Consider the following 3,237-nt stretch of genomic DNA (forward strand, 5'->3'; position numbering starts at 1 on the left):
TTGAAATCCAGTTCAACGGTGCATGCCCATCTGGTACAGTTGGAGGAAAAAGGCTATCTGCGCAAGGATCCTACTAAACCACGTGCTATTATTCCGGTGCCGACCCAGGAAGAACAGAGTCTCACCCAGATAGTATCACTGCCCTTGATCGGACAGGTGGCAGCCGGTGTCCCGATTCTGGCCGAGCAGAACATAGATGCTTTCATACCGGTACCCATGGAGTTGATCGGCAGCGGCCAGCACTTCCTTTTACAGGTCAGGGGCGACAGCATGGTCGATGCCGGTATTCTTGACGGAGATTATCTGATTGTCCGTCAGCAAGCCGATGCCAGCAACGGCGAGATCGTGGTGGCCTTGTTGGAAGATGAGGCTACGGTAAAAAGGCTGTTCAAGCATGATGGTTATGTGGAGCTGCGCCCGGAGAACCGGACCATGCAGCCTATCATAGTTCCGCATGCCGTAATAGCAGGCAAAGTAGCGGGCCTGTTGCGCCGTATGTAGGGTGACAAATAAAGACGGGTGACACCTGGGGTTTCCAAGGGTCACCCGTTCCCAACTATCCTCTGCTAGAATTTCTCCAGATACTCCTCGATTTCCCACTCGTAGACCCGCGAACTGTAAGTTTCCCATTCTTTAATCTTGGCATAACAGAAGCGCGAGTGAATATGACGCCCCAGGGCCTGCTGGATCACCTCGTCGCGGTTCAGCTCAGATATGGCTTCATAGAGATTCTCTGGCAGCGATTCGATATTGTTGAGTTTTCTATCCGCCAGGTTCATCTCATATATGTTTTTGTCTACAGGCGGCAGAGGTTCTTCCCGGTTTTTTATCCCTTCCAGACCGGCCTTTAAAATCACTGCCAGACCCAGGTAGGGATTGCAGGTAGGGTCGGGGCTGCGCACTTCGATGCGGGTGCCTATCCCCCGCCGGGCCGGGATGCGGATTAAGGGACTGCGGTTGCGGTAAGACCAGGCGATATATACCGGAGCCTCATATCCCGGCACCAGCCTTTTGTACGAATTTACGGTAGGATTGGTGATGGCGGTGATAGCCCGGGAATGCTTCATCACCCCGGCGATAAAATATCGGCAGGCATCGCTCAGCCCAGCCGGATCGTCGGCATTGTAAAAAGCGTTTTTCCCATCTTTAAAAAGTGAAATATGCAGGTGCATCCCTGAACCGGCTACACCGAAAAGCGGTTTAGGCATGAAAGTGGCATGCATGCCGTGTTGTTGAGCCACGGTTCGCACCACTATACGGAAGGTGACGATATTATCAGCCGTTTTCAAGGCGTCCTGGTATTTGAAATCTATCTCATGCTGCCCCGGCGCTACCTCGTGGTGAGCGGCTTCGATCTCAAAGCCTATGCTCTGCAGGGTCTCCACCATGTCCCGGCGGGCGTTCTCACCCTTGTCAACCGGGGGAAGGTCGAAATAACTGGCCTTGTCATTGGTCTTCAATGTGGGGGTGCCGTCTTCGTCCAGGTGGAACATGAAAAATTCGGGTTCCGGCCCCACCTGCATGGAATAACCCATCTCAGCAGCCTCTTTGAGCATATTCTTCAAGGCCTGGCGCGGTGAACCGTGAAAGGGCTGATTATCCGAGTCATAGATGTCACAGATCAAACGCGCCGTTTTGGCATCAGAGTTGGGATTGGACCAGGGTAAAATCAGAAAAGTATCCAAGTCCGGCTTAAGATACATATCAGATTCTTCAATACGCACAAAACCTTCTATAGATGAACCGTCAAACATCAATTCCCCATCCAGGGCTTTCTCCAGTTGATCTTCAGTAATGGAGATAGCCTTCATCACTCCAAGGATGTCGGTGAATTGCAGCCGGATGAATTTAACATTCTCGTCCGCGGCGATTTTCATAATGGTGCTCTTATCCATAATAAGCCTCCTGTTAGCGTTCTCAAAGTCCTAGCATACCACACCTGTCTGCGGCAGTAAACCGCTCCGCGGCATGTATACTATATAACTCTAACCAAAAACGAGACTACCATTATTATCCCTAATAGAAGATTAAAAAACAGTCCCGAGAACAATCCTATCACAGTGCCGAATCCGGCTTTCACAGCCTTGTTTATGTCGTTTACACTGAGGTACTCCCCCAGCATGGCTCCAACCCAGGGTCCTATCAACAATCCCAGGGGAGGAAAAATAAACAGTCCTACAAAAGTGCCGATAAAAGCGCCCCATACTCCAGCCCGGGTGGAGCCCGAATATTTAGCTCCCAGAGTAGTTGACAGATAGTCGACGACTACCGACAACAAGGTGATTCCACCCATCATAGCGATATATGCCACGTTGATAACCTCAAAGCCTTCATACCAGCCATAAGCCACAATGATGCCTAAAATCAGGGGTATACCTGGAATCAATGGAACAATAACTCCCACCAGTCCCGCCAGCATTAAAAGCACCGCCAGAACCAGCACCAGAGTATCGGTCATCATCAATACACCTCCTAAAGGTCAATCAGCTGGCGGCCTTAATGCCCGAATCAGTTGAGCCGCCGCATAACGACAGTGTTCATAGGTTAACCCCCCCTGCACATAGGCACAGTAGGGCTTTCTGGCCGGGGCATCACAGGAGAATTCAATTGAAGATCCCTGTACAAAAGTGCCCGCTGCCATTATCACTGGAACATCATAGCCCGGAAGATGGGCAAATTCCAACTGCACATCACTGTCTACCGGCGAGCAATTCTGCACCACCTGACAGCAGCGCTGCAGCTGGTCTATATGATCGAAACAGATGGACTGTATGATATCAGCCCGGGGCTCACTCCATCCGGGCTCTACCCGGTAGCCCGCCTCTTCGAACAGGGCAGCCAATAAAACCGCCCCCTTCAGTGCCTGCAACACCGTATGCGGAGCCATAAACAGGCCCTGAAAAAACCAGCGCTTATCAACCAGGCTGGAGCCCATTTCCTTGCCCAGTCCGGGTGCGGTAAGGTAATAAGCGATGGACTCGATCAGTGGGGCCCGTCCCGCGATATAACCACCGTTAGGGGCCAGTCCCCCGCCGGGGTTCTTGATCAAGGAGCCTGCCACCAGATCAGCTCCCGCCTGGCAGGGTTCTTGCTGCTCGACAAACTCCCCGTAACAGTTGTCCACCAGAACAATGCAGTCAGGCTTTTGCCCTTTCACCAATTCAACCAGGCGTTTAATCCCTTGGACCGGGATGGCCGGGCGCAGGCTGTAGCCGCGGGAACGCTGGATCAACACCA

The 3,237-nt window shown here is 52.1% G+C and carries 4 protein-coding genes; 1 reads left to right on the plus strand and 3 read right to left on the minus strand.

Translation table 11 applies throughout. The features are described 5' to 3' along the window. The coding region (lexA, locus tag B3W37_RS16290) for a transcriptional repressor LexA (RefSeq protein WP_483176450.1) at nucleotides 1-501 on the plus strand (501 nt) is incomplete at its 5' end. 65 nt (nucleotides 502-566) lie between these two features. Here lexA and glnA read toward each other — a convergent pair. The 3 genes from glnA to B3W37_RS16305 form a co-directional block, all read right to left on the minus strand. Continuing rightward, the gene (gene glnA / locus B3W37_RS16295; protein WP_483170593.1) at nucleotides 567-1,895 is read right to left on the minus strand and encodes a type I glutamate--ammonia ligase; all 1,329 of its coding nucleotides are present in this window, start codon (nucleotides 1,893-1,895) and stop codon (nucleotides 567-569) included. Nucleotides 1,896-1,975: 80 nt separating this feature from the next. Next, nucleotides 1,976-2,461: a DUF456 domain-containing protein gene (locus B3W37_RS16300; protein ID WP_483170595.1), complete on the minus strand. Its 486-nt coding sequence runs from the start codon at nucleotides 2,459-2,461 to the stop codon at nucleotides 1,976-1,978. An 18-nt stretch (nucleotides 2,462-2,479) separates the two neighbouring features. Next, nucleotides 2,480-3,237: methionine gamma-lyase family protein (locus B3W37_RS16305; RefSeq protein ID WP_483176451.1), on the minus strand; the 758-nt coding region annotated here is incomplete at its 5' end.

This window comes from Syntrophomonas sp. UBA5494, from assembly GCF_002426325.1.